Source organism: Kitasatospora sp. NPDC001159 (assembly GCF_053598235.1).
Genome location: NZ_JBSFJV010000006.1, coordinates 43,857 through 70,065, shown reverse-complemented (window position 1 = coordinate 70,065; position 26,209 = coordinate 43,857). Strand labels below are relative to the sequence as shown.

16 protein-coding genes are annotated in these 26,209 nt (G+C 72.7%); 7 read left to right on the top strand and 9 right to left on the bottom strand.

All coding sequences use genetic code 11. From position 1 onward, the window contains the following. Nucleotides 1-212: 212 nt before the first annotated feature. Complete coding sequence (locus ACWC9T_RS05265) at nucleotides 213-4,172, bottom strand: beta-N-acetylglucosaminidase domain-containing protein (RefSeq protein WP_449819694.1); 3,960 nt, start codon at nucleotides 4,170-4,172, stop codon at nucleotides 213-215. Between the two features lie 376 nt (nucleotides 4,173-4,548). On the opposite strand from ACWC9T_RS05265, the gene malQ reads away from it, so the two are divergent. Both malQ and ACWC9T_RS05255 read left to right on the top strand, forming a co-directional pair. Next, a complete protein-coding gene (gene malQ / locus ACWC9T_RS05260; protein ID WP_449819693.1) occupies nucleotides 4,549-6,687 on the top strand; it encodes a 4-alpha-glucanotransferase in 2,139 nt (712 codons plus the stop codon). 74 nt (nucleotides 6,688-6,761) lie between these two features. Continuing rightward, the gene (locus ACWC9T_RS05255; RefSeq protein WP_449819692.1) at nucleotides 6,762-6,989 is read left to right on the top strand and encodes a hypothetical protein; all 228 of its coding nucleotides are present in this window, start codon (nucleotides 6,762-6,764) and stop codon (nucleotides 6,987-6,989) included. 102 nt (nucleotides 6,990-7,091) lie between these two features. On the opposite strand, the gene pepN is transcribed toward ACWC9T_RS05255, so the two are convergent. Both pepN and ACWC9T_RS05245 read right to left on the bottom strand, forming a co-directional pair. Next, nucleotides 7,092-9,671, bottom strand: a complete 2,580-nt coding sequence (pepN, locus tag ACWC9T_RS05250) for an aminopeptidase N (protein ID WP_449819691.1) — start codon at nucleotides 9,669-9,671, stop codon at nucleotides 7,092-7,094. Between the two features lie 197 nt (nucleotides 9,672-9,868). After that, nucleotides 9,869-11,581, bottom strand: a complete 1,713-nt coding sequence (locus tag ACWC9T_RS05245; protein ID WP_449819690.1) for an outer membrane protein assembly factor BamB family protein — start codon at nucleotides 11,579-11,581, stop codon at nucleotides 9,869-9,871. A 461-nt stretch (nucleotides 11,582-12,042) separates the two neighbouring features. Here ACWC9T_RS05245 and ACWC9T_RS05240 point away from each other — a divergent pair, with 461 nt between their 5' ends. From ACWC9T_RS05240 to ACWC9T_RS05230, 3 genes are all read left to right on the top strand, one after another. Next, on the top strand, nucleotides 12,043-13,221 hold the full coding sequence (locus ACWC9T_RS05240; RefSeq protein WP_449819689.1) for an ROK family transcriptional regulator: 1,179 nt from the start codon (nucleotides 12,043-12,045) through the stop codon (nucleotides 13,219-13,221). A 258-nt stretch (nucleotides 13,222-13,479) separates the two neighbouring features. Then, entirely contained in the window at nucleotides 13,480-15,384 is a 1,905-nt protein-coding gene (gene dxs, locus ACWC9T_RS05235; RefSeq protein ID WP_355671789.1) for a 1-deoxy-D-xylulose-5-phosphate synthase, read from the top strand. 162 nt (nucleotides 15,385-15,546) lie between these two features. Next, the gene (locus ACWC9T_RS05230) at nucleotides 15,547-17,073 is read left to right on the top strand and encodes an ArnT family glycosyltransferase (protein WP_449819688.1); all 1,527 of its coding nucleotides are present in this window, start codon (nucleotides 15,547-15,549) and stop codon (nucleotides 17,071-17,073) included. Nucleotides 17,074-17,175: 102 nt separating this feature from the next. On the opposite strand, the gene ACWC9T_RS05225 is transcribed toward ACWC9T_RS05230, so the two are convergent. The 5 genes from ACWC9T_RS05225 to ACWC9T_RS05205 form a co-directional block, all read right to left on the bottom strand. Next, entirely contained in the window at nucleotides 17,176-19,323 is a 2,148-nt protein-coding gene (locus ACWC9T_RS05225) for a 3-hydroxyacyl-CoA dehydrogenase NAD-binding domain-containing protein (RefSeq protein ID WP_449819687.1), read from the bottom strand. Nucleotides 19,324-19,325: 2 nt separating this feature from the next. After that, complete coding sequence (locus ACWC9T_RS05220; protein ID WP_355671792.1) at nucleotides 19,326-20,543, bottom strand: thiolase family protein; 1,218 nt, start codon at nucleotides 20,541-20,543, stop codon at nucleotides 19,326-19,328. Between the two features lie 247 nt (nucleotides 20,544-20,790). Continuing rightward, entirely contained in the window at nucleotides 20,791-22,035 is a 1,245-nt protein-coding gene (locus tag ACWC9T_RS05215) for an HRDC domain-containing protein (protein ID WP_449819686.1), read from the bottom strand. A gap of 227 nt (nucleotides 22,036-22,262) precedes the next feature. Next, nucleotides 22,263-22,979: a LuxR C-terminal-related transcriptional regulator gene (locus tag ACWC9T_RS05210; RefSeq protein WP_449819685.1), complete on the bottom strand. Its 717-nt coding sequence runs from the start codon at nucleotides 22,977-22,979 to the stop codon at nucleotides 22,263-22,265. Between the two features lie 320 nt (nucleotides 22,980-23,299). After that, nucleotides 23,300-23,962, bottom strand: a complete 663-nt coding sequence (locus tag ACWC9T_RS05205) for a DUF3000 domain-containing protein (protein ID WP_449819684.1) — start codon at nucleotides 23,960-23,962, stop codon at nucleotides 23,300-23,302. Nucleotides 23,963-24,143: 181 nt separating this feature from the next. Here ACWC9T_RS05205 and hemE point away from each other — a divergent pair, with 181 nt between their 5' ends. Beyond that, nucleotides 24,144-25,211: a uroporphyrinogen decarboxylase gene (gene hemE / locus ACWC9T_RS05200; RefSeq protein WP_449819780.1), complete on the top strand. Its 1,068-nt coding sequence runs from the start codon at nucleotides 24,144-24,146 to the stop codon at nucleotides 25,209-25,211. Nucleotides 25,212-25,301: 90 nt separating this feature from the next. Here the strand turns inward: hemE and ACWC9T_RS05195 are convergent, their stop codons facing one another. Next, on the bottom strand, nucleotides 25,302-25,544 hold the full coding sequence (locus tag ACWC9T_RS05195) for a hypothetical protein (RefSeq protein WP_449819683.1): 243 nt from the start codon (nucleotides 25,542-25,544) through the stop codon (nucleotides 25,302-25,304). A gap of 66 nt (nucleotides 25,545-25,610) precedes the next feature. Here ACWC9T_RS05195 and ACWC9T_RS05190 point away from each other — a divergent pair, with 66 nt between their 5' ends. Beyond that, on the top strand, nucleotides 25,611-26,201 hold the full coding sequence (locus tag ACWC9T_RS05190) for a Uma2 family endonuclease (protein ID WP_449819682.1): 591 nt from the start codon (nucleotides 25,611-25,613) through the stop codon (nucleotides 26,199-26,201). Nucleotides 26,202-26,209: the final 8 nt, after the last annotated feature.

Sequence of the window (26,209 nt, the reverse complement as noted above, 5' to 3'; positions counted from 1 at the left end):
CCTCATGGGCCGCCGCGCCCCCCACACTGGGGAGCCCGGCGGCCCGCCGCGTTCCGGCCGCCCTTTTTGAGCCCGGCTCGCCTCCGGGGCGCTCTGACCCGGTGCCGACGGTCGGCGCTCCGGCGCTCGTGCCTCGCTTGTCGCTTCTCCCTTTCGGCACCGGCGCGCGCCTTCGGCTCGCCGGGCCACGGGCCACCTTCCCCGGTGGCCTCCTACTGCTTCGGCGGCGCCGCCGGCGTCGTGGGCGCGGTCCCCGGCTGGCCCGGGTTCGGCTGGCCCGGCTGGGCTGGCGGGGCTGGCGGGGCGGTCGGCGGCTGTTGCGGCGGGGCGACCGGAGCGGTGACGGCGTACAGCTCGATGCCGTACAGCGAGTAGCCGAACTTGGTGGCCCGCGCCACGCCCTGCATCCGCACGAACCGGACGGCCGAGGCGTCGAAGCGCACCGTCTCGTCCCCGCCCTTGCCGTTGCCCACCGTCGCCGCGTCCGTCCAGGTGCTGCCGTCCGGCGACACCTGGATCTTGTACGAGGAGGCGTACGCGGACTGCCAGTGCAGCACCGCCGCGCCCAGGTGGACGGTCTGCGGCAGCTCCAGCTGCACCCAGGCGTCGTCCTTGGCCGGCGAGGACCAGCGGGTCTTCGGGTCGCCGTCGGAGACCGCCGAGGCCGGGAAGGCCGGGGTCTCGTCGCCCGAGGAGGTGGCGTTCGCGCCCACCGCCAGGTCCGGCCCGGAGGTCGGCGGCACCACGTGCACCTGCAGCACCTGCTTCACGGTGGTGCTGCCCGCCACGTACGACACCGGCACCTGGTACGTCCCGGACGGCGTCCCCGGCGCGGCGGTGACCAGCAGCGGCACGCCCACCCGGCCGCCGCGCGGCACGGTCACCGGGCCGGCCGGGGTCACGGTGAGGCCCTTGGCGGCGGCCGGCACCTCGGTGCGCAGCTCGCCGGTGGTGCCCTCGGGGCGGCCGGCCTCGACGGTGGCCTGGGTCTTGGCGGGCGAGGCCGCGCCGGTGACCACGTCCAGCGCCGGGTCGGCCAGGCCGAGCCGGGCCGCCGGGACGTCCGCGTACCACGGGATCACCTGGTTGACCACCGGCGGGTCGCCGCCGGGCTTCCAGGTCAGCCGGAAGGCGTCGGCCAGCTGCCCGCCGGCCTGCAGCTCGTTGTAGCCGGGTTGCACGGTGCCGATGTCGGTCCAGGTGCCGTCGGAGCGGCGCACCGCGACGGTGGCGGTGGCGTGCACGTTCGGGTCGGTCAGCACGGTCAGCCGGTCCAGCGGACGGGCGCTGCCGAGCTCGACGGTCAGCGGCTGGTCCAGCGCGGTGGGCGGCTTGGCGGCGCGGTAGGCGGTGTCCGGGTTGCCGTCCAGCACGGCCGCGGCCGAGGAGCCGGGCAGCGCGTCGGGCCCGCCGGAGACGCTGGCCGGGGCCTCGTCCGGGGCGGTCACGGTGAACTCGCGCACCGCGACGGCGGTCTTCTGCGCGGCGGTGGCCCGCAGCCGTACCGCTCGCACCACCGTGCCGGGCGGCAGCTGGGCACTGACCGTCTTCTGGTTCTTCACCACGGCGAGCTGCTGCCAGCCGCCCTCGCCGGTGCTGTACTCCAGCACGCCGTCGCGGATGTAGTCGTCCACGGCGGTCTGGGCGTCCGGGCCGTCGCCCCAGCCGCCCATCAGCACGGTGACGCCGCTGATCGGCCGCCCTGCGCCGAGGTCCACGCCGACCGAGTCGCCGGGCTGCGGGGGAGCGGAGCTCCAGTAGAAGGTGCCGGCCTGGCCGTCGGTCATCAGCGCGGGCAGGTGGTCGTGCGCGGTGCCCATGCTGCTGGTCGGGGTGACCCCGCCGCTGACCACGCCGGACCAGTTGTCGGCGGCGCGCACCGCGCGCTCCAGGAACGGGTCGAGCACTCCCGGGCCGATGGTCGCCGGGTACTGGGCGAGCTGGGCGCGCAGCCGGTTGAGCTGCACCCGGGCCTTCCAGGCCGCCCCTCCGTCGCCGCCCTTCTGGGCCAGCAGCATGTCCAGCGCGGCCTGCCCGGCCAGCCCGTAGTCGTGCAGCGGGCTCAGCCAGGGCCCGGCCTCGGCGGCCAGCTGGGCGGTGGCCTGGGTGCCGGAGAGGGTCTGCTGGGCGGTGGCCATCGCGGAGAAGGCGTCCCGCAGCGGGGCCGCGGCCTCTACCAGCTTGGCGAGGTCCGGGGTGGCGCCGGAGCTGGGCTGGGCGGCCGCCCAGAACCGGTCCAGCAGCGGCGTCAGGTAGCCGGACTCCTGCTTGGACAGCGGCGAGGAGGTGCTGTTGCCGGCCAGCGCGGTCACCGCGGACAGCGCCGACCCGGCGGGCGTGGCGCTGGCGCCGGTCGGCCCGGCCAGCGAGCGCACCGCGGCCTGCCAGGAGTCGTCGGGCTTGTAGCCGGTCGGGTTCCAGGCGAAGTCGCCGGCCGTGGCGAGCGCTATCCGGGAGGCCACCGGCTGCTGCATCGCGCCGGTCAGCAGCACCGCCGAGCGGGTGGCCACCTCCGGCTCGCGGCCGGTGTAGGCGCCGAGGAAGAGCCGGTCCGGGCTGGCGTCGTTGACCGGGTAGTTGTCCATGGTGACCAGCGGGTGCCCGTAGAGGCTCCCGGTGTCGGAGGTCTGGGCGCCGGTGATCTTCTCCGGGATCACCCCGCCGCCGCTCCAGGCCACCTGCACACCGCTCGGCAGCGCGTCGGCCAGCGCCTTGCGGTACGGCGTGGTGCCCTGCTTGTGGTACTCGGTCGGCACGATGGACAGCGGCGCCAGGCCCGGGTTCTTGGCGATCAGCCGGTCCTGCACCTTCTTGACCAGCGCGGCCTGCGCCTTGGCGGCCGCGGCCGGACCGCTGCCGTAGGCGTCGTGGTCGTCGTCGCAGTGCCACTCGTCGTAGCTGACGTCCAGGAACTGCAGCTGGAAGGCGGTGAAGCCGAGCTTGCGCAGCCCGTCCAGCTTCGAGACCAGCGCGTTGACGTCGTCGTCGGAGCTGAAGCAGAGCGACTGCCCCGGGTCGATCGCGTAGCCGAGGGTGACGTGGTTCTGCCGGGCCCGGTCGCCGAGCTCGCGCAGCTCCGACTGCTGGGCGGCCGGGTAGGCGTCGCGCCAGCGGGACAGCCGGAACGGGTCGTCACCGGGGGCGTACAGGTAGAAGTTCTGCTTGGAGCGGCCCAGGAAGTCGACCTGGTCGAGCCGCTGCTGGGCGCTCCACGGGGTGCCGTAGAACGCCTCCGCGGTGCCGCGCACCGCCGCCCCGCTCGGCCAGTCCCGCAGCGTGACCCCGGGCAGGCCGAGCCCGGCCGCGCCCGGCCCCTGGCCCTGCCCGGCCGGTACGGCGGCGAGCAGCTGGCGCAGGCTCTGCGCGGCGTAGAAGGTGCCGGCGGGGTCCACGCCCGCCAGCACCACCACGCCGTACGTGCCGCCGCCCTGGGCGGGCAGCTGACCCGCCGACAGCACGTAGCCGCCGGCCGTCATGCCGTCGGTCGAGGGCCCGGAGCCGTCCTTGGCGCCGGCCGCGGCGGCCAGCTGGCGCAGCGTCTGCTCCACCTCGCCCCCGGCGTCCTCGGCGGCCCCGCCGACGTACACCACCAGCGAGCCGGCGGCCGGCGTCCCGCCGTCCGGCTGCGGGGTCACCGAGGTGGCCCCGGCGACGGCCAGCACCTCGCGTACGGCGTCCACCGCGCCCCGGTCCACCTTGGGCGCGGGCACCAGCGTCACGGCGGCCGGCACCGTGACGGCCTTGCCCGCCACGGTCTGCTCCTGCGGGTGCGGGAACACCTGCGGGTTCGTCACGCTGCCCAGCGGCGTCTGCGGCGCGGTGCTCACCACGTCCGGTCCGGGCGTCGCCGCGTACGCCGCCGACGGCATCGGCCCGGCCAACAGCCCGCCGACCACCGCCGCGGCCGCGACCCCGGCCGCGATCTGCATCGCCCGCCGCCCGGGTCGCCCCGCCGCACGCTCCGCCCGTACCGACGCCAACAGCGGCTCCGTCCCCTTCAGATCGGCGATCAGCCGGTCCGCGGTCCTCGGCGCCAGCTGACGACACGTCCGTGCGGTGGCCCGCCGCGCACTCAGCGCGGCCGGATGCTGCAGCACCTCCCGCAGCGCCGGACTCTGCTCCAACTGCTGCCGCAGCCGCCGCCCGGCCACAACGGACACACGGGCTTGCACAGGAGCCTCCTCGAACAGGCCTGGACCACAACGCGAGCAACCCCACCAGCTACCCAACCCGGTGTCAACGTCGCCGACGACTATGCCGACTTTGCCCGGTTTCATCCCCCTGTTCCGGCCCTGGTGCGACGGCCGGAACCGGTGGCGCGGGGCGGCGATGCGTCAGTCGCACCGGGGGGGGCGGCCGGTGGGGCCGGACCTCCGGGCCTTCCACGCCGTCCCGCCGGACTCCCGGTCAGGGGCGCGCGTGCGCTGCGCCGCACAGGCCCGACTGATCCACCCCGCGCACTCGTGTCGCGCAGCGTCGCCGGACGGTTACCCGGGTAGGACTTGGGAGTCCTACCCGGGCGTTGCCGAGACATCGCAGGAGCCGCGAGTGGCCGCTTACCACGACAGTGACGGAGCCGACGGGCAGAAGGTGCCGCCGCAGGACGCACCGCCTCCGCCGGCGGACCTGGTGGCGCTGGCGCAGGCGTACGGGGTGGACACCCGGCACCCGGGCCCGGGCGGGCAGACGGTGGGGGCACGGACGCTGGTGGCGGTGCTGGGGGCGTTGGGGGTGGCGGCGGGGTCGCCGGAGGAGGTGCGGGAGGCGCTGGAGCGTCACCGGGCCGAGCAGCAGGGCCGGTTGCTTGCGCCGTGCGTGGTGGTCCGGCAGGGGCGGCGCACCGCGCTGGACGTGCCGGCCGACGCCCGACTGCGGGTGGAGCTTGAGGGCGGGGGCAGTTGGGAGCTGTCGCGCGGTCACTCGCACTGGCTGCCCGCGGACCTGCCGCTCGGGCGGCACAGGCTGAAGGCGGTGTGCGGCGACAAGGAAGCAACGGCACCGCTCATCGTCGCGCCGCAGAAGCTGCCCCAACTCCCCGGTCGCAGCTGGGGTTTCCTCGCCCAGCTGTACTCCGTCCTGTCCGAGCGCTCCTGGGGCATGGGCGACCTCGGCGACCTCGCCGAGCTGGCCCAGTGGGCGGGGGCCGGGCTCGGCGCGGGCTTCGTGCAGATCAACCCGCTGCACCAGGCGCTGCCCGGCGCCCCGGGCGTGCCCACCGACCCGTCCCCGTACCGCCCGTCCTCCCGCCGCTTCGCCGACCCGGTGCACCTGCGGATCGAGGCGGTCCCCGAGTATGCGTACCTGGACGCCGAACAGCGGGCGCAGGCCGACGACCTGGCCCGTCGCGCCGCGCGGCTGCGCGACGAGGTGCTCGTCCACGACGGCCTGATCGACCGGGACGCCGTCTGGGCGCTCAAGCGCGAGGCGCTGGAACTGCTGCACGAGGTGCCGTGCGGCCCCGGCCGCCGGGCCGCGTACGAGGCGTACCGGCGGCACGAGGGCGAGTGGCTGCGCCGGCACGCGCTCTGGAACGCCCTGGCCGAGGTGCACGGCCCCGACTGGCACCACTGGCCGAAGGGCCTGCGTCACCCGGACGGCCCACAGGTCGAGCAGGCCGCCAAGGACCTCACCGAGCGGGTCGAGTTCCACCGCTGGCTGGCCTGGCAGGTCGACCGGCAGCTTGCCCACGCCCAGCGCAGTGCCCGCGAGGCGGGCATGCCGGTCGGCCTGATCCACGACCTGGCGGTCGGCGTCCACCCCGACGGCGCGGACGCCTGGACGCTGCAGGACGTGCTGGCCGGCGGCATCTCGGTCGGCGCCCCACCGGACGCCTTCAACGCCCACGGCCAGGACTGGGGCCTGCCGCCCTGGCGCCCGGACGCGCTGGCCGCGGCCGGCTACGCCCCGTACGCGGAGCTCCTGCGAGCGACGACACGGCATGCCGGGGCCGTCCGGATCGACCACGTGATGGGCCTGTTCCGCCTCTGGTGGGTTCCGCGGGGCCACCCGCCCACCGAGGGTGCGTACGTGCGCTACGACGCCGAGGCGATGCTCGGCGTGCTGGCCCTGGAGGCGCACCGGGCCGGGACGGCGGTGATCGGCGAGGACCTGGGCACGGTCGAGCCGGGCGTACGGGAGGAACTGGCGGCGCGCGGCATCCTGGGCACCTCCGTGCTCTGGTTCGAGCGGGACTGGGACGCGGCCGGGCGGATCCTCGCCCCGGACCGCTGGCGGCCCGGCTGCCTGGCCACCCTCACCACCCACGACCTGCCGAGCACCGCGGCCCGGCTCTCCGGCGAGCACGTCGAGCTGCGGCACCGGCTCGGCCTGCTGGCCCGGCCGCTGGGGGAGGAGCAGGAGGAGGCCGCGACCGAGCTGGCGGACTGGCGGGCCGAACTGATCCGGCTGGGGCTGCTCACCCCGGGCGAGCCGCTGTCGATGCCGGTGCTGTACCGGTTCCTGCGGGCGACCCCGGCGGAGCTGGTCGGTGTCTGGCTGCCGGACCTGGTCGGCGACCCGCGCCCGCAGAACCTGCCCGGCACCTGGGACCAGTACCCGAACTGGCGCCTCCCGGTCGCCGACGGCGCCGGCGGCCCGGTCACCCTCGACCGCCTCGCCACCGTCCCGGCAGCCCGCCTCCTGGCCCACCTCCTCGCCCTGCCCAGCCCGCAGAACCCGTCCCGATAACCCGAGCGGGGCTCACAAACCGGAAGGCCGACCCCGACGCGCGCCCTCCCATAAGCGGCGGGTAGGTTGGAAACGTGGACAAGAGGAACGCTTTGCGAGCCGGCGCGGTCTCCGCAACGGTCACGCTGATGATGCTGCTGTCGTCGCCCGCCATGGCCCTCACCAGGGACGACGGCGACGACCCGGGTGCCGGTCTGAGCGTCGGCCAGACCCTCGGCCTGTACGTGCTGCTGCCGATCTTGGTCTTCGTCCTCATCGCGGCCCTGGCGGGCATGCCGTGGGGCAAGACGAAGAAGAAGTAGCCGTCGCGTCCCCCGGACCCAGCGTCCACCAGGACCCGTACAACCCCGAAGGGGCGCCGGACGATCCCGTCCGGCGCCCCTTCAGGCGTTACCGACGCCCGGTCAGCGAGCCCCCGCCGCCCGGTCCACAGCCTGGGCCTTGAGCGCGCGCTCGACCCCGGCCCGCGCCTCGACCACCTGGCGCCGCAGCGCCGGGGCCGGCTCGGCCGCAGTCAGCCAGGCGTCCGTGGCCGCCAGCGTCTCGGCCGACACCTGCAGCGAGGGGTACAGCCCGCCGATGATCTGCTGCGAGATCTCGTGGCTGCGGGTCTCCCAGATGCCCTTGACCGCCGCGAAGTACTTCGCCGCGTACGGCGCCAGCAGCTCGCGCTGGTCCGACTGCTGGAAGCCGGCGATCACGGCCTCCTGGACGTAGTTGGTCAGCTTGTCCGACTCCACCACCGCCGCCCAGGCCTCGGCCTTGGCCTCGGCGGTCGGCCGGGCCGCGCGGCAGGTGGCCGCGTGCTCCTGGCCGGCCGCGGTGTTGTCCCGCTCCAGCTCGGCCGCGATCAGGGCCTCGTCCGCCCGGCCGGTGGCCGACAGCCGGGTCAGCAGCGTCCAGCGCAGCTCGGTGTCCACCGCCAGGCCCTTGATCTCCACCGAGCCGTCCAGCAGCCCGGCCAGCAGCGCGAGCTGCCCGTCGGTGCGGGCGACGGAGGAGAGGGTGCGGGCCCAGGCGAGCTGGTGATCGCTGCCGGGCTCGGCGGCGCGCAGGTGCTCCTCGGCGGCGGCGGCCCAGCGGGCGAGGCCCTGCTCGCGCCAGTCCGGGTCGGCGTAGGCGTCCAGGGCCAGCTTGACCTGGCGGTGCACGGACTGCACCACGCCGATGTCGCTCTCGAGCCCGATGCCGGACAGCGCCAGCGACAGGTAGTCGCGGGTGGCCAGCTCGCCGTCGCGGGTCATGTCCCAGGCGGAGGCCCAGCACAGCGCGCGCGGCAGCGACTCGGTGAAGCCGCCGAGGTGCTCGGTGACCACGGCCATCGAGTCCTCGTCCAGCCGGATCTTGGCGTACGAGAGGTCGTCGTCGTTGAGCAGTACCACGGCCGGCCGGTGACGCCCGACCAGCTCCGGCACCTCGGTGCGCGGGCCGTCGACGTCCAGCTCGATCCGGTCGGTGCGCACCAGCGCGCCGTCCGCCAGCTCGTACAGGCCGATGGCGATCCGGTGCGGCCGCAGCACGGCCTCGCCCTTGGCGCCGGCCGGCAGTGCGGGGGCCTCCTGCAGGACGGCGAAGGACTCGATCTCACCATCCGTGTTCAGTGTGATGGACGGCCGCAGCACGTTGATGCCGGCGGTCTCCAGCCAGGACTTGGACCAGGCCTTGAGGTCGCGGCCGCTGGCCTCCTCCAGGGCGCCGAGCAGGTCGCTGAGCCGGGTGTTGCCCCAGGCGTGGCGCTTGAAGTACGCCTGCACGCCCTGGAAGAAGGCGTCCTGGCCGACGTACGCCACCAGCTGCTTGAGCACCGAGGCGCCCTTGGCGTAGGTGATGCCGTCGAAGTTGACCTGGACGTCCTCCAGGTCGTTGATCTCCGCCATGATCGGGTGGGTGGACGGCAGTTGGTCCTGCCGGTAGGCCCAGGTCTTCATCTGGTTGGCGAAGGTGGTCCAGGAGTGCGGCCACCGGGAGCCGGGCGCCTCGGCCTGGCAGACGGCCTCGGCGAAGGTGGCGAAGGACTCGTTCAGCCAGAGGTCGTTCCACCACTCCATGGTGACGAGGTTGCCGAACCACATGTGGGCGAGCTCGTGCAGGATCGTCGCGGCGCGTGCCTCGTAGGCGGCGTCGGTGACCTTGGAGCGGAACACGTACTGGTCGCGGAAGGTGACGGCGCCCGCGTTCTCCATCGCGCCGGCGTTGAACTCCGGGACGAAGAGCTGGTCGTACTTGGCGAAGGGGTACGGGTAGTCGAACTTCTCCTGGAAGTAGTCGAAACCCTGCCGGGTGACCTTGAAGATCGCCTCGGCGTCCAGGAATTCGCGCAGCGACGGACGGCAGTACACGCCCAGCGGCACGCGCTGCTCGCCGTTCTCGTAGACGTCGAAGACGCCCACGTACGGGCCGGCGATGAGCGCGGTGATGTAGGTGGAGATCCGGCCGGTGGGCTCGAACTTCCAGACCCGGGTGTCCCCTTCGCCGACCGGCTCCGGGGTGGGCGCGTTGGAGACCACGACCCAGCCCGCGGGAGCGGTCACGGTGAACGCGAACGTGGCCTTCAGGTCCGGCTGTTCGAAGCTGGCGAAGACCCGGCGGGCGTCCGGCACCTCGAACTGGGTGTACAGGTAGGTTTCGCCGTCGACCGGGTCCACGAACCGGTGCAGGCCCTCACCGGTGTTGGTGTAGGCGCAGTCGGCGACCACGCGCAGCTCGTTCTCGGCGGCCAGGTTCGGCAGCGGGATGCGGCTGTCCGCGAAGCTGGCCGGGTCGAGCGGGGCGCCGTTGAGGGTGATCTCCTCGACGCTCGGGGCGACGAGGTCGATGAAGCTGTCCGCGCCGGGCGTGGTGGCGGTGAACCGGACCACGGTGGTGGACCGGAAGGTGCCACCCTCGCGGGCCGAGCCGAGGTCGAGCTCGATGTCGTACGCGTCCACCCGGAGGAGGTCGGCCCGGGTGCGGGCCTCCTCGCGGGTCAGGTTGGTGCCGGGCACTCGCTGCACTCCTTTGTCAGGCTGATGGACCGAATCCTCGCATGCCCAACGGTTGAGCCCCCCGGAAAATCACAGGCGGGGCGGGCCCGGACCGCAGGGGCTGTCTCAGACAGTCCCGGCCCGTGCCCGCCCCGCCGGACGAGTGCCCGCGACCCGGGGTCAGACCCCCGAGGTCACGCCCGGTGTCACCACCGGCGTCACTTCGACCACTTGGTCATCGGCGACGCGTAGCTGCTGCCGCGCCGGTAGGCGATGACCGCGCTGTTGTCGTCGGTGACGAAGTACTCGGCCATGCCCATGCCGATGTCCATGCCGTCCGGCATCGCCATGGTGCCGATGTCGCTCATCGAGCCGTCGGTCGGCGACAGCGTCACCAGCTTGGCCGGCTTGTCGTAGCCCTGGCCGACGATCGCCCGGACCTTGCCGTCCTTGGTGGTGCCGGAGACCAGTCGCATGTCGTTGCTTATCGACGAGGAGGCGGTGGACCACAGGCGCTTGCCGCTGTTCAGGTCGTACGCGTTGATGCCCGACTTGCTGCCGGTGACCTGGACGTACAGCGTGGTGCCGCTAACCACGTTCTGGTCGATGGCGTCGCCCTGGCCGGACAGGCGCAGGCTGTCCGAGCCGGCCTCCTTGGTCGACATCTGGTTGCCGGGCTTGTTGTCCTTGTCGAACGGCAGGATGTAGTCGCCGTTCGGGCCGCCGGACATCAGTACCACCAGGGGCTGGGAGCTGACGACCTTGTCGATCCGCTCGATGCTGCCGGTGAGCGTGATCGGCTGGCTGGTGGGCTGGCCGGTGTCGGCGTTGACGATCTGCAGCACCGACTTCGGGCTGGTGTCGTAGCAGCGGTCGGTGATCGCGATCTGGGAGCCGGCGGTGGCGCCGTACACGGTGCAGTCCTTGCCGCGTCCCTTGAACTGCCAGACGGGCTGGCCGTTGTCGATGTTCAGCCCGCCGACCGGGCCGACGGCGACCACCTTGTCGGTGACGCTCAGGGTCGGCGAGGACAGCCGGTCCGCGGTGGCCTTGACGGTCCAGAGCAGCTTGCCCTGGGCGATGTCGACGGCACCGATGGTGGAGCAGTCGTAGTCACCGGTGTTGAAGGAGACTGCGACGATGTTCTTGGAGTTGTGCGAGTAGGAGGCGGTGCACAGTTCCTTGGAGCCGGACGGCACCGGGATGTTCCAGGCCTCCTTGCCGTCAGAGAGGTTGTAGGCCCGGATGCCGGTGCTGTCCGCGCGCACGGCGGTCTGGCCAGCGCCCCAGACCCCGAGCAGCTGCGAACTGGAGTCCGAGTTCTGCGGCTTGTCGGCGTTCCAGGCGACCTTGTACGTGGCGTTGCCCGGGGCGGGCGTGGGGCCCCCGTCGGTGCCGACGGAGGTGCTGCCGCTGTTGGAGGTGCTGGTCGTGGTGCCGCCCGAGTCGGCCACCGGCCCCGGGTTGGGCTTGGGGTTGTTCCCCTTGAGCAGGACGACCAGCCCGATCACGATGGCGATCACCAGCACACCGCCGATGACACCGCCCCACAGCATCACCGGGTTGCGCTGCGCGGGCGCGGCCGGCACCGGCGCACCCGGGTAGGTGTACCCGGGCTGCTGCTGGTAGTCGTACCCGCCGGTGTTGTAGTCCGGCGCGGCGAAGCCGCCACCGGGCGTGCCACCGGGCACCGGGTCGTACGGGCCGACGGGCGCGCCGCCCGGAGGCGGCGGGGCCTGGGCGGGGAGGCCGGCCGCGGTGGGCGCGTACGCCGCGTAGTCGACGCCGCCCGGCGGCTGTGCGGGCGGTGCCGGCGGCTGGGCCGGCGGGCCGGCGGGCGCGGCCTGGCCCGGAATGGCCGAGCCGTCGAGCTGCGTCATCTGGTCCGCGACGGCGGCCGGATCCACGCCGCCGCCTGCGGGGCGTCCCAACGAGACGCCCCGGTTCCCCTGCGGGCCACTGCCGGGCGCTTCGCCCGCACCCGGCGTAGGGTGATCCCCTGCCATCTGATTCCCCGTCATGTCTGGAAGCGTCCCCGTGCCGTACCGTCTGCGGTCCGGCGGGACGGGTGAGATTCGGCACCATGCTAGTGGTGGGTGGTTTTCGGACGTCGCCAGGACCGCCGAACCCCGCCCTCGCGGGCCCTGACCGCGCAACACTTTCACCGGCCACCCACTCTGCCGCCACGGTCGCACACCCCTTCCCCGCGGGCGCTGCAGGACGAAGCCGCGTGCCCCGCCTCCACCCGCCGCTCACCCGGTCGAGCGAGAGGACGCCCCGTACCCGCCCTCCCGGGAACCCACCCCCCACACGAACACTCCTTGCGCCGTAGGCTTCAGGAGTTGAAGGGGACGCCCGACGGAGGGGGTCCCCGCCCCTGGGAGGGTGGATCATGTCGACGGACACACCGGGCTCGCAGTCGTCCCTGCACCGGGCGAACCTGGAGCGGGTGCTCCGGGCGGTGCGGATGGCCGGTTCGCTCACCCAGGCGGAGATCGCCCGCGGCACCGGTCTCTCCGCGGCCACCGTCTCCAACATCGTGCGGGAACTGAAGGAGAGCGGCACCGTCGTGGTCGCCGACACCTCCTCCGGCGGCCGCCGCGCCCGCAGCGTCTCGCTCAGCGGCGACGCCGGCATCGTGGTCGGCATCGACTTCGGCCACACCCACCTGCGGGTCGCGGTCGGCAACCTGGCGCACCGGGTGCTGGCCGAGGAGAGCGCCCCGATCGACGTGGACGTCTCCGCCGCGCAGGGCTTCGACCGGGCCGAGGCGATGGTCGAGCGGCTGCTGGAGCAGGCCGGCTTCCGCCCGGAGAAGGTGATCGGGGTCGGCCTCGGCGTGCCCGGCCCGATCGACGTGGAGACCGGCGCGCTCGGCTCCACCGCGATCCTGCCCGGCTGGACGGGCATCGCCCCGGGCCGGGAGCTGGCCGAGCGGCTCGGCATGCCGGTGCACGTGGACAACGACGCCAACCTGGGTGCGCTCGGCGAGCTGGTCTGGGGCGCCGGCCGCGGGCTGAGCGACCTCGCGTACATCAAGATCGCCAGCGGTGTCGGTGCCGGCCTGGTGATCAACGGCCAGATCTACCGCGGCCCGGGCGGCACCGCGGGTGAGATCGGGCACATCACCCTGGACGAGGCCGGCCCGGTCTGCCGCTGCGGCAACCGGGGCTGCCTGGAGACCTTCGTCGGCTCCCGCTACCTGCTCTCGCTGCTCACCTCCACCCTCGGCCCCGACCTCACCGTGCCCCGGGTGGTCGAGCTGGCCCACCAGGGCGACCTCGGCTGCCGCCGGGTGATCGCCGACGCCGGCCGGCAGATCGGCACGGGCGTGGCCACCCTGTGCAACCTGCTCAACCCCCGCCGGGTGATCCTCGGCGGCGACCTCGCCGAGGCCGGTGAGCTGGTGCTCGCCCCGATCCGCGACTCGGTGGCCCGCTACGCGATCCCCAGCGCCGCCCGCCAGCTCTCGGTGGTCCCCGGCACCCTCGGCGGCCGGGCGGAGGTGCTCGGCGCGCTGGCCCTGGTGATGAGCGAGATGGGCGAGTCCGGGGCCCTCGGCCGGCACTGAGAACCCCTGGCGCAGAGCGGCCCGCTCGCGCGACCGGAACGCCCATTCGTCAATGCCACGTTGACCCGCGCCCCCGGCTCCGCCTCCCGGAATGGCGGTAACCGATCGGTGGCACCGGGCGTGCCGCTCGGTGTCCGGCAAGCGGACATTAGACTCGACCGGTCGGCACCGACCGCGACCGCCGGCCTGCCGCCGGACCGGGCAGCGACGCCCGCTCGGACCGTCCGCGGTCCGTGAACACTGAACGAGGAGGAACGGGTGGCCCTGCTGACCCGCATTCGGGGACCGCGCGATCTCGACCGGCTCACGCCCGGACAGCTGGCCGCACTGGCCCAGGAGATCCGGACCTTCCTGGTGACCGAGGTCTCCAAGACGGGCGGCCACCTCGGCCCCAACCTCGGCGTGGTGGAGCTCACCATCGCGCTGCACCGGGTCTTCGACTCGCCGCGTGACCGCATCCTCTTCGACACCGGCCACCAGAGCTACGTCCACAAGCTGCTCACCGGCCGCCAGGACTTCTCCCGGCTGAAGATGAGCGGTGGCCTGTCCGGCTACCCCTCGCGCGCCGAGTCCGAGCACGACGTGATCGAGAACTCGCACGCCTCCACCGTGCTGTCGTACGCCGACGGCCTGGCCAAGGCCAACCAGTTGCTGGGCAAGAACGACCCGGTCGTCGCGGTGATCGGTGACGGTGCGCTGACCGGCGGCATGGCCTGGGAGGCGATCAACAACATCGCCGACGCCAAGGACCTGCCGGTCGTCATCGTCGTCAACGACAACGAGCGCTCCTACTCGCCGACCATCGGCGGCCTGGCCAACCACCTCGCCACCCTGCGCACCACCCAGGGCTACGAGCGCTTCCTGTCCTGGGGCAAGGACGCGCTGCAGCGCACCCCGGTGGTCGGCCAGCAGCTGTTCGAGACGCTGCACGGCGCCAAGAAGGGTCTCAAGGACTTCATCGCCCCGCAGGGCATGTTCGAGGACCTCGGCCTCAAGTACATCGGCCCGATCGACGGCCACGACCTGACCGCCCTGGAGTCCGCGCTGACCAAGGCGCGCGGCTTCGGCGGCCCGGTGATCGTGCACTGCCTGACCGAGAAGGGCCGCGGCTACCACGCCGCCGAGAACAACGACGAGGACCGCTTCCACGCCGTCGGGGTGATCCACCCGGACACCGGCCTGCCGGTCAAGAGCTCGGGCAAGGACTGGACCTCCGTCTTCGGCGAGGAGATGGTCGCGCTCGGCCGCGAGCGCGAGGACATCGTCGCCATCACCGCGGCCATGCTCCACCCAGTCGGCCTGGCCCCGTTCGCCAAGGCCTTCCCGGACCGCATCTTCGACGTCGGCATCGCCGAGCAGCACGCCGTCACCAGCGCCGCAGGCCTGGCCACCAACGGGCTGCACCCGGTGTTCGCGGTCTACGCGACCTTCCTCAACCGGGCCTTCGACCAGGTCCTGATGGACGTCGCCCTGCACAAGCTGGGCGTCACCTTCGTGCTCGACCGGGCCGGTGTCACCGGGACGGACGGCGCCTCGCACAACGGCATGTGGGACATGTCGATCCTCCAGGTCATCCCTGGCCTGCGGCTGGCCGCCCCGCGCGACGCCGACCAGGTGCGCGCCCAGCTGCGCGAGGCCGTCGAGGTCAAGGACGCCCCGACCGTGGTCCGCTACTCCAAGGGCACGGTCGGGCCGGCCGTCGCGGCGGTCGGCAGGGTCGGCGGCATGGACGTGCTGCGCGCCGCCGAGGAGCCGAGCGGTGCGCACCGCGCCGACGTTCTGATCGTCTCGGTCGGCGCGATGGCCCCCACCAGCCTGGAGGTCGCCGACCTGCTGGCCGCCCAGGGCATCACCGCCACCGTGGTGGACCCGCGCTGGGTCAAGCCGGTCGACCCGGCCCTGCCGGGCCTGGCCGCCGAGCACCGGGTGGTCGTCACGATCGAGGACAACGGCCGTACCGGTGGCGTCGGCGCGGCCGTCGCGCAGGCGCTGCGGGACGCGGACGTGGACCTGCCGGTGCGCGACTTCGGTATCCCGCAGGAGTTCCTGGACCACGCCAGCCGGAACGAGATCCTGGCCGAAATCGGCCTGAACGCCCCCGACATCGCCCGCAAGGTGACCGCCCTGGTCGCCAAGCTGGACGCGGCGCCGGTCCAGGCCTGAGAAAGGCCGGCGCGGCCCCGACAGTACGTGGGGCCGCAACCCGTTCCGCTGACGACTGTTTGTCGTAGCCCCGTAACAGTTCGTCACGGAACAAGCTGACAATCGCACTGAAAGGCGGGACCGGCGCCACCCGCGCCGATCCCGCCCGGTAGGTTGTCAACCGTGCCGACCCCCACCCGCCTCCGCCCCGCCGGACTGGCCGAGCGCCTGCCCGAGCGCGCCCGTACCCACCTTCGTCAGGGGTACTGGACCAGGCTGGTGCCGGTGCTCGCGCTGGTCGCTCTGCTCACCCACATCCCCTCCTTCGCCCGGCCCGTCTGGAGCCCGGACGAGGGTTTCCTGGCCACCCAGGCCCGGATGCTGGCGGACGGCGGGGTGCTGTACGACACCGTGGTGGACCGCAAGCCGCCACTGCTGCCCTGGCTCTACCAGGCCTGCTTCGCCGTCTTCGGCTCCGCCTCGCTGTGGCCGCTGCGCACCCTCGCGGTGGTGGCCCACCTGGTGACCGCGATCCTGCTGGCCTCGATCGCCCGCGGCCGCTGGGGCAACCGCGCCGGGGCCGGGGCCGGACTGCTCTACCTGCTGGTGTCCATCGGGCTCTCCCCGGAGGACACCCAGGCGGCGACCTTCGAGGTCTTCATGCTGCCCGCCATGGTGGCCGCCTTCCGGTACGCCGAACGGCGCCGCTGGCTGGCCGCGGGCATCGCGGTCGCGCTCTGCTCACTGACCAAGCAGACCGGCGGGGCCGTGCTGCTGCCGGTGCTCTGGATGCTGCTGCAGGACGCCCGCCGACGCGGGGTGCGCTGGCCGCCCGCGCTGTTCAAGATCGGCTTCGGCTTCGCGGTGCCGATAGCGCTGGTCGCGGTCATCCTGACCAAGCCCAAGGGCTTCCTCTTCTGGGTGGTCACCGGCAGCGGCGACTACGCCACCTTCGGCGGCGCCTGGCTGCAGATGCTCGGCCGGGCCTTCGGCAACCTGGGCATCCTCGCCGCGGCGGGTCTCGGCTTCCTGTACCCGGTCGGCCGCCGGCTCTGGTTCAAGCACCGCCACCGCCCACTGCCGGTGGCCGGCGAGGAGCACGGCTCGACCACCGACCTGTGGGTCTGGCTGTTCTCCTCGGCCGTCGCGGTCAGCGTGGGCTTCCACTTCTTCGGCCACTACTACCTGCAGCTGATCCCCCCGCTGGTGCTGCTGGGCACCGGCGCGGTCGCCACCTCGGCGATCCGCTGGAAGCCCGTCCTGGTGTACACCACGGTCGCCGCGACGGTCTTCTGGGGCCTGGCGCTGGCCTGGCCGGGGGAGCAGATGAACCGCAACACCGAGGTCGCCACCGCGGTCGCCGCCCAGACCACCCCCAAGGACACCGTGCTGGTCTGGGGCATGCACCCCGAGCTGTACTGGCTGGCCGACCGCAAGCCCGCCACCCGCTACCTGACGGCGGGCTTCCTCACCAACTACAGCGGCGGCAAGGACGGCAGCCAGACCGTGGGCGAGCAGTTCAGCGTCAACAACGCCTGGCAGACCTTCGACAAGGAGCTGGCCAACGGCCTGCCCGAGGTCTTCGTGGACGACTCCGGCATCGCCCCGTACCAGCCGGTGATGATCCCCCGGATCGAGAACCTGCTGGACACCCACTACGAGATGATCGGCGTCATCGGCGACACCGTGGTGTACCGCCTCAAGCACTGAGCACCCACGCTCAGGCCCCGAGCACACCCCCGAACACCGAGCACGTGCGGAAGGAGCCCCCGGCGACCAGGTCGCCGGGGGCTCCTTCCGTAGCGCTACGCCTTACGCGGGCACCGAGGCCACGCCGGGGGCGAGGAACTTCTTGCCGGTCACGCGCTCCGAGACGCCCTCACGGTCCAGGTACGGGGTGATCCCGCCCAGGTGGAAGGGCCAGCCGGCACCGGTGATCATGCAGAGGTCGATGTCCTGCGCCTCGGCGACGACACCCTCCTCCAGCATCAGACCGATCTCCTGGGCCACGGCCTCCAGGGCGCGGTTCAGGACCTGCTCCTCGGTGAGCACCGAGTCGCCGAAGGACAGCAGCTCCAGCACCTCGGGGTCGAGGACCTGCTTGCCGTCGACCCAGGTGTAGAAGCCGCGCTTGCCGGCCTTGACCACCTTGCCGAGGTTCTCGGAGACGGTGAACCGCTCCGGGAAGGCGCCGTGCAGGGTCTCCGAGACGTGCAGGGCGATGGCCGGGCCGACCAGCTCCAGCAGCACGATCGGGGACATCGGCAGGCCGAGCGGTTCGACGGCCTTCTCGACGCTGGCGATCGGGGTGCCCTCGTCGATGATGCTCTGGATCTCGCCCATGAAGCGGGTCAGGATCCGGTTCACCACGAACGCCGGGGCGTCCTTGACCAGGACCGAGGTCTTCTTCAGCTTCTTCGACACGGCGAAGGCGGTGGCCAGCGACGCGTCGTCGGTCTGCTCGCCGCGGACGATCTCCAGCAGCGGGAGGATCGCGACCGGGTTGAAGAAGTGGAAGCCGACGACCCGCTCGGGGTGCTTCAGCTTCGAGGCCATCTCGGTGACCGACAGCGACGAGGTGTTGGTCGCCAGCACACAGGTCGGCGAGACCACGTTCTCCAGGTCCGCGAAGACGGTCTGCTTGACGCCCATCTCCTCGAACACGGCCTCGATGACGAAGTCCGCGTCGCCGAAGGCGGCGGCCTTGTCGAGCGAGCCGGAGACCAGGCCCTTGAGGCGGTTGGCCTTGTCCTGGCCGATCCGGCCCTTGCCGAGCAGCTTGTCGATCTCGGCGTGGACGTAGCCGACGCCCTTGTCGACGCGCTCCTGGTCGATGTCGGTGAGGACCACCGGCACCTCCAGACGGCGGGCGAACAGCAGCGCCAGCTGCGAGGCCATCAGACCGGCGCCGACGACGCCGACCTTGGAGACCGGGCGGGCCAGCGACTTGTCCGGCGCGCCGACCGGGCGCTTGGCCCGACGCTGCACCAGGTTGAAGGCGTAGATGCCGCTGCGCAGCTCGCCGCTCATGATGAGGTCGGCCAGGGCCGCGTCCTCGGCGTCGAAGCCGGCCTGCAGGCTGGCCTTGTCGGCGAAGTCGGCGTCCTTGACGGCGGCGATGATGTCCAGCGCCTTGTAGGCGGCCGGGGCGGCGCCGTGCACCTTGCCGTCGGCGACCAGACGGCCCCAGGCGACCGCGTCGTCCCAGGCCTTGCCGCGGTCGATCGCCTCGCGCTCGACGACGACGTCGCCCTTGAGGACCTTGGCGGCCCACAGCAGCGACTGCTCCAGGAAGTCGGCCGGCTCGAAGATCGCGTCGGCGATCCCCAGCTCGAACACGTCCTTGCCCTTGAGCTGCTTGTTCTGGTTCATCGAGTTCTCGATGATGACCTTGACGGCCTTACCGGCACCGATCAGGTTCGGCAGGATGGTGCAGCCGCCCCAGCCGGGGACGAGGCCGAGGAAGACCTCGGGCAGCGAGAAGGCCGGGACGCCCGCCGACACCGTGCGGTAGTCGCAGTGCAGGCCGACCTCGACGCCGCCGCCCATGGCCGCGCCGTTGTAGAACGCGAAGGTCGGGACGGGCAGCGCGGCGATCCGCTTGAAGACCTCGTGGCCGCCCTTGCCGATGGCCAGCGCGTCGGCGTGCTGCTTGAGCAGCTCGACGCCCTTGAGGTCGGCGCCGACCGCGAAGATGAACGGCTTGCCGGTGATCGCGGCGCCGACGATCTTGCCTTCGGCGGCCTCGGCCTCGACCTGGTCCAGCGCCTCGGACAGCTTCAGCAGCGAGCCCGGGCCGAAGGTGGTCGGCTTGGTGTGGTCGAAGCCGTTGTCCAGGGTGATCAGGGCCAGCTTGCCGGCCTGCAGCGGCAGGTCCAGGTGGCGGACGTGCGCGGTCGTGACGACCTCGCCCGGGAACAGCTCGGCGCCGTGCTGGAGCAGCTCAGTGGTGCTCGTCATGGTCACTTACCACCCTCGAAGTGCGGGTTCTCCCAGATGATGGTGCCGCCCATGCCGAAGCCGATACACATCGTGGTGAGGCCGTAGCGGACGTCCGGGCGCTGCTCGAAGCGGCGGGCCAGCTGGTTCATCAGGCGCACGCCCGAGGAGGCCAGCGGGTGGCCGAAGGCGATCGCGCCGCCGAACGGGTTGACCCGCTCGTCGTCATCCGCGATGCCGTAGTGGTCCAGGAAGGACAGCACCTGGACGGCGAAGGCCTCGTTGACCTCGAAGGCCTGGATGTCGTCGATGGTCAGACCGGCCTTGGCCAGCGCCTTCTCGGTGGCCGGCACCGGGCCGATGCCCATGACCTCGGGCTCGACGCCCGCGAAGGCGTACGAGACCAGGCGCATCTTGACCGGGAGGCCGAGCTCCTCGGCGACGTCCTCGGCGGCCAGCAGCGAGGCGGTGGCACCGTCGTTCAGACCGGCCGAGTTGCCCGCGGTGATGTTGCCGTGCGGGCGGAACGGGGTCTTGAGGTTCGCCAGGCTCTCCATCGTGGTGCCCGGGCGCATCGGCTCGTCCACGGTGGCCAGGCCCCAGCCGGTCTCGCCGACCTCGGGGTTGGTGTTGCGGATCGAGATCGGCACCAGGTCGGGCTGGATGTCGCCGTTGGCGTACGCCTTGGCGGCCTTCTCCTGCGAGCGCACGGCGTAGGCGTCGCAGCGCTCCTTGGTCAGGTGCGGGAACCGGTCGTGCAGGTTCTCCGCGGTCATGCCCATGAACAGGGCGGACTCGTCGACCAGCTTCTCGGAGACGAAGCGCGGGTTCGGGTCGACGCCCTCGCCCATCGGGTGGCGGCCCATGTGCTCGACGCCGCCGGCCACGACCACGTCGTACGCGCCGAAGGCGATGCCGCCAGCGGTGGTGGTCACGGCGGTCAGCGCGCCGGCGCACATGCGGTCGATCGCGTAGCCCGGGACGGACTTCGGCAGGCCGGACAGCAGGGCGGCGGTGCGCCCGATCGTCAGACCCTGGTCGCCGATCTGCGTGGTGGCCGCGATGGCGACCTCGTCGATGCGCTCGACGGGCAGGTTCGGGTTACGGCGCACGAGCTCCCGGATGCACTTGACGACGAGGTCGTCGGCGCGGGTCTCGTGGTAGATGCCCTTCGGGCCGGCCTTGCCGAACGGGGTGCGGACGCCATCGACGAAGACGACGTCCCTCGCGGTACGAGGCACGGGGGCTCTCCTCCCAGGGACCAACATTTCGAGGTGGGCAGGCTGCCGCCGGTAAAGACCCGAGCGGCGCCGCATCACGGTCATGCTACCGGTCGGTAACCAACCTGCCCAGGCCCCTCGGAGGGTTCGGACCATGTGTCCCGCGACACGTCCGACCAGGAAGGCTTCCCGGAGACGCCGAAGGGGATGTCGTCCGTACGGACGACATCCCCCTTTCGGAGCCCTGCCTCGAAGTTGTGCTGCCAGGTCAGCTCTGGGCCGCGGCGGCGGCGACGAACGCGACGGCCACCGGCGGCGCGACCAGGTCGACCTGCCACTGCCGGGCGCCGAGCCGGCGCAGCGCGGCGGCCACGCCGCCGGCGTTCAGCTCGGCCGGCGGCTCCCAGGAGACCCGGCGCACCAGGTCCGGAGTGATCAGGTTCTCGGCCGGCAGGCGGTGGCGCTCGGCCAGCTCGCTGACCGCGGCGCGGGCGCCGGACAGCCGGGCGGCGGCCACCGGGTCCTTCTCGGCCCAGGCCCGCGGCGGCGGCGGTCCGTCGTGCGGCGCGGCGGCCGGCGGCAGCTGGTTCTCCGGGATCTCCCGGCCGCGCTGCACCGCCGCCAGCCACTGGTCCAGCTGGCGCCGGTGGAGCCGCGGCCCGAAGCCCTGCACGGCCTGTAGCCCGGCGATGTTCAGGGGCATGGCCAGCGCGGCGTTGACGATCGCGGCGTCCGAGAGCACCCGGCCGGGGGAGACGTCGCGCTCCTGCGCCATCCGGTCGCGGGTCAGCCACAGCTCGCGCACCACGGCCAGCTGGCGGCGCCGGCGGACCTTGTGCAGCTGCGAGGTGCGCCGCCACGGGTCGGTGCGCGGCGCCGGGCGGGGCGCGGCGGCGATCGCGGCGAACTCCTCCAGGGCCCAGCCGAGCTTGCCCTGGGCGTCCAGCTCCTGTTCGAGTGCGTCGCGCAGCTCGACCAGCACCTCGACGTCCAGAGCCGCGTAGCGCAGCCAGGGCTCGGGCAGCGGGCGGGTGGACCAGTCGACCGCCGAGTGCTCCTTGGCCAGGCTCAGCCCGAGCACGTTCTCGGTCATCGGCCCGAGGCCGACCCGGGCGAAGCCGGCGATCCGCCCGGCCAGCTCGGTGTCGAACAGGCGCTGCGGTCTCATGCCCACCTCGGCCAGGCAGGGCAGGTCCTGGGTCGCGGCGTGCACCACCCACTCGGCGTCCGCGATGGCGGCGCCCAGCCCGCTGAGGTCGGGGCAGGCGATCGGGTCGATCAGGGCGGAGCCGGAGCCCGCGCGGCGCAGCTGGATGAGGTACGCGCGCTGCCCGTAGCGGTAGCCGGAGGCCCGCTCGGCGTCGACGGCGACCGGTCCGGTGCCCGTAGCGAAGGCGGCGACCGTGGCGGCCAGCGCCTGCTCGTCCGCCACGACGGGCGGGATCCCCTCCTTCGGTTCGAGGAGCGGGACCGGGGCTGCTTCTTCTGGGATGGCTGCTACGGCGTCGGTCACCCCCCAAGGGTACGACGGTCCCCGGAACTGGGAGTGTTGTCGGACTGGTCAGACCCTTGCCGGCGGAGGCGGCGGGTCCCTCCGCGCACGGCTGCGGAGCCCTCACTCGTACCTGCGGCAGCTCCTGTTACGCCTGCGGCGTCCCACTTCTCACGCCTGCGGCGGCTCAGGAGGAAACGTTCCTCCTGAGCCGCCGCAGTGGTTCAACAAGTCCGGCCCCGATCGGCTCAGTGAATGATGCCGGTGCGCAGCGCGACCGCGACCATCCCGGCGCGGTCACCGGTGCCGAGCTTGCGGGCGATCCGGGCCAGGTGGCTCTTCACAGTGAGCGCGGACAGGCCCATGGCCACGCCGATCGCCTTGTTCGACTGGCCCTCGGCGACCAACCGCAGCACCTCGACCTCGCGGCCGGACAGCTCGCGGTAGGCGGCCTGCTGCGGGCCCGGGGCACCGGGGGCACCGGGAGCACCCGGTGCGCCGGCGGCACCCGGCATGCCCGGCATCCCGGGGCGGCGCATCCGTCCGGCCAGTCCCGCGGTGCCGAGCGGCAGGCCCGGGCGGCCGGACATCGCGACATTGGTGCGGGTGCCGGTGACCACGTAGCCCTTGACGCCGCCGGCCAGGGCGGAGCGGACGGCGCCGATGTCGTCGGCGGCGGACAGGGCCAGACCGTTGGGCCAGCCCGCGGCGCGGGTCTCGGCGAGGATGGTCAGCCCGGAGCCGTCGGGCAGGTGCACGTCGGCGACGCAGATGTCGCGCGGAGTGGAGACCCGGGGGCGGGCCTCGGCGATTGAGGACACCTCGATCACGTCGCGGACGCCGAGCGCCCATAGGTGGCGGGTGACGGTGTTTCGGACGCGGGGATCGGCGATGACCACCATGGCGGTGGGCTTGGTCGGGCGGTAGGCGACCACGTTTGCGGGGTGCTCAAGAAGGACCGACACCAGGCCTCCTGCGGGGAGTGGCGGACGGAACCCCGATGGGGGCGGTCGGAGTGTTCCGCGTTTGGAAAGGGTCACAGTCTGCTTCGGCAGCTACCGTGCCCGGCTTTAGCGAAAGATCACGATCTAGTGAGTGGCAATATGGACAAGTCGCGCATATGACTGATGCGACATGCTTCGAATTCGTACAAAATCGATCAGAAACGTCGCTGATCAGTCGATTCTGACCAGTTAATTGACGCAGAGCGGGATAGAAGTCACACTCCGTCAGCCCTGGGGGTGGCGTCCGGGCGGGAGGTGCCGCCCGGCCCGGCCGCCACTCGTCAGTGCGACCGCGGGCGTCGCCGGGACGGCATCGGGACCACCCCGCCGAGTGACGTGACCTCGGCCGGTGGCTGCGGGTCCGGGGTGGCCGGCGGCAGCCCGGCGCTGATGCAGAGCAGGTCCCCCCAGGCCGCCAGGTGCCGCTCGAACCGGCCGTCGGCCGGCGTCCAGGAGGCGCGGATCTCGATCTCGGTCGAGGACGGGCGGTCCGCCAGACCGCCGAAGTACTGCGAGGCGCAGCGGGTCACCGTGCCGGACGGCTCCGCGTACCCGGCGCCGTGTGCCTGCAGCGCGTCCATCAGCCAGGCCCAGCCGACCTCGGAGAGCATCGGGTCGCCGGCCATCTCCGGCTCCAGCTCGGCCCGGGTCATGGTGACCACCCGGAACTCCCCGTTCCAGGCCTCCTGCCCGGCCGGGTCGTACAGCAGCACCAGCCGGCCGTCGGCCAGCTCCTCGCCGTCCACCTCCACGGTGGCGGTCAGCGCGACCGCGTGCGGGGCGAGCCGACGCGGGGCCGGCGCGGGGGAGAGCTGGATCTCGGGCCGAAGCCGCGCCCCGTTCAGGGCCTCCACGGCGGCCCGGAACTCACTCGGCGCCCCCTCCCGACCCGTTCCGCCACCTGCTCCGCCACCCTGCGTGGGGTGCCCGCCGACCGCTGCCATGACCCGAAGACTAGGTCGAAAACCCGGGTTATCGCCGCAACTTCCGTCCGAGCGGCGTGCCGGAACGCAAACCCGGCCAGATCTTGGAGGAAGCGACGAGGCCGCCCGGGAAGTGCGGCCCGAGGCGCATGCGAAGATTTGACCCGTGAGCGAGACTACGGCAGACACGACGGCGGCCTCCATCGACGGCCGACCCACCCCCGCGCGCCGCGGCGCCGCGCACGACTCCGCGTTCCTGCGCGCCTGCCGGCACGAGCCGGTGCCGCACACCCCGGTGTGGTTCATGCGCCAGGCGGGCCGCTCGCTGCCCGAGTACCTGAAGGTCCGCGAGGGCATCCCCATGCTGGAGTCCTGCATGCGGCCCGAACTGGTCAAGGAGATCACCCTCCAGCCGGTGCGCCGGCACAAGGTGGACGCGGCGATCTTCTTCAGCGACATCGTGGTGCCGCTCAAGGCCGTCGGCATCGACGTGGACATCAAGCCCGGCATCGGTCCGGTCATCGCCGATCCGATCCGCACCTTCGAGGACCTCAAGCGGCTGCGCCCGCTGGAGCCCGACGACGTCCCGTACATCACCGAGGCCGTCGGCCTGCTGGTGGACGAGCTCGGCGAGACCCCGCTGATCGGCTTCGCCGGTGCGCCGTACACCCTGGCCAGCTACCTGGTCGAGGGCGGGCCCTCGAAGAACCACGAGAACACCAAGGCCATGATGTACGGGCAGCCCGAGCTGTGGGCCGCCCTGGTGGACCGGCTCGCGGAGATCACCTCGGCCTTCCTGAAGGTGCAGATCGAGGCGGGCGCCTCGGCGGTCCAGCTGTTCGACTCCTGGGTCGGCTCGCTCGCGCCGGACGACTACCGCCGCTCGGTCATGCCGGCCAGCACCAAGGTCTTCGACTCCGTCGCCCACTACGGGGTGCCGCGGATCCACTTCGGCGTCGGCACCGGCGAGCTGCTCGGACTGATGGGCCAGGCCGGTGCGGACGTCGTCGGCGTCGACTGGCGGGTGCCGCTGAACGTCGCCGCCGAGCGGGTCGGCCCCCGCAAGGGCCTGCAGGGCAACCTCGACCCGGCGGTGCTGTTCGCGCCGACCAAGGTCGTGGAGACCAAGGCCCGCGAGGTGCTGCACGCCGCCCAGGCGCTCGGCACCAGCGGCCACATCTTCAACCTCGGCCACGGCGTGCTGCCGTCCATGGACCCGGACGCGCTCTCCCGCCTGGTCGCCTTCGTGCACGAGGCCAGCGCGCGCTGACGCACGGACGCGTCGGCGTACCGACGTACGGCGGTGGCGGGCCCTTCGACTACGGCGGGCCCGCTACCCGCCCGGGAGATCGTCACTCCGTCACGGCTCGGCTCCCGGACGGGCACGATCCATGCCGTCGTGACCTCGATCCCCGCCCGGCGCAACAGCGCCGCCGCCACCCCCTCCCGGGGGCACAGCTCCCCGGTGGACGTCCCGTCGTACACCCGCCCGCAGCCGCACGACGGACTGCGCGATCAGCAACGCCCGCCGCGCCCCCGCCGCTTCGGCCGCCCCGAGCGCCGCCCGGGTGCCGGCGACGAACTCCTCGGTGCAGTGCACCATGGCGCCTCCGTACCACACGCTCCGAGTGGCGGCTCACAGCTACCCGGGGCTCGCTATCTTGGACCCATGAGCGAGCTGCCGGACTGGATGTACGCGCCCAGGGACGAGGGCTGGTTTGCCGACGACCTCGACCACTTGCCGCAGGCGCCGCGGCACACCGAACTGATCGACGGAGCCCTGGTCTTCATGATGTCCCCGCAGCGTTCGTGGCACAGCCAGGTCGTGTCGAGGCTGACCGCCGCGCTGGAGGAGTCGGTTCCTGACGGGACGATCGCCGAGCGCGAGATGACGATCAAGCTTGACCCGCGCAACCGGCCAGAGCCCGACGTGGTGGTGGCCACAGCGGCGTACGACCCAGACCGCACCTGGTACGCCCCCGCTGACGTGGTGCTCGTCGCGGAGGTCGTCTCCCCGGAGTCCGCGCACCGCGACCGCACGGTCAAGGTTCGCAAGTACGCCGAGGCGGGCATCCCGCACTACTGGATCGTAGAGGAGGAGGACGGTCTGCCAGTCGTGCACGTCTACGAGTTGGACGGCCCGACCTCCGCGTACGTGGCCGCCGGGATCTTCCGGGGCAAGCTGGAGCGGCCCGTGCCGTTTCCCGTTGCCATCGACCTCGGCAGACTCGTACCCAAGTGGAAGCGTGCAGCGGATTGAGGGTTCGG

Excerpts from the sequence above, each read along its gene's own strand:
- ACWC9T_RS05190 (WP_449819682.1), top strand. The coding sequence starts at position 25,611 with ATGAGCGAGCTGCCGGACTGGATGTACGCGCCCAGGGACGAGGGCTGG.
- ACWC9T_RS05195 (WP_449819683.1), bottom strand. The coding sequence starts at position 25,544 with ATGGTGCACTGCACCGAGGAGTTCGTCGCCGGCACCCGGGCGGCGCTC.
- ACWC9T_RS05240 (WP_449819689.1), top strand. The coding sequence starts at position 12,043 with ATGTCGACGGACACACCGGGCTCGCAGTCGTCCCTGCACCGGGCGAAC.
- ACWC9T_RS05225 (WP_449819687.1), bottom strand. The coding sequence starts at position 19,323 with ATGACGAGCACCACTGAGCTGCTCCAGCACGGCGCCGAGCTGTTCCCG.
- ACWC9T_RS05205 (WP_449819684.1), bottom strand. The coding sequence starts at position 23,962 with ATGGCAGCGGTCGGCGGGCACCCCACGCAGGGTGGCGGAGCAGGTGGC.